Source organism: Rhizobacter sp. P3_B12 (assembly GCF_056402895.1).
Map to the genome: position 1 here is coordinate 1 of NZ_JBFUGN010001617.1, position 742 is coordinate 742.

Consider the following 742-nt stretch of genomic DNA (forward strand, 5'->3'; position numbering starts at 1 on the left):
GCACATCGTTGGCGCTTGAGGGCGGCCTAGAAAATTTGGGCGTTGATTCGTAGCTTGTGAGGTCATCCTCAGTTAATGCATGATATCGCCAGACAAAGCCGAGGTGCTGCCGGAGATCCGCGCTCGAGAGCCTCAAGATTGGAATGTCTGCGCGAGTCATTGCGCTATGCCGTGACAACAGAGATGGAACCAGCCGTTGTCGATAGTGATGTCTGGATGGCGTGCACGTTTTCCGCAGAGAGGTCGTTGACCCACTTGCGCCAAGTGCTAGAAATATCGCCTTGGAGAATGTCCTTCGGCCAAAATGAAAGAGGTGTCATCCAGGTTTCCGAAAAGAATGAGGACGAAGTAAAGCGCCGGGATAGTTCATTTTTTACGGCATATAGATCGGCAGCCTGCCAGTTGAATCCAAGTAACCATTGGATCAGAATACGTGCGAGCGACGAGCCACGCACACCAGGCATCCTCAAGCTGCACTCGGCGAACGATATACTTCGGATCTCGCAAAGGTTAATTTGCAGGCGCTGACGAACAATCATTGGGAAGCTCCGCTCAGCGACTAGCTGCGCGAGTTTCCAATACGTAGCGTAGGTAGCAAATCTCTCCTCCGATGGTAAAGCCCTGCAAGGAAATATCGCAATCACTTGCTCTTCTTCGGCAGGATGCATCGGAAGTGTGGATATCGGGTTGCTCACAATAGTGCTTGATGAGCGAATGTCTGGCAAGGCCCTTCCTCCAGTAG

At 51.9% G+C, this 742-nt stretch carries 1 protein-coding gene; it reads right to left on the minus strand.

The features are described from left to right. Nucleotides 1-164: 164 nt before the first annotated feature. On the minus strand, nucleotides 165-742 hold a 578-nt coding region (locus tag AC1D01_RS37260), incomplete at its 5' end, for a hypothetical protein (RefSeq protein WP_477874924.1).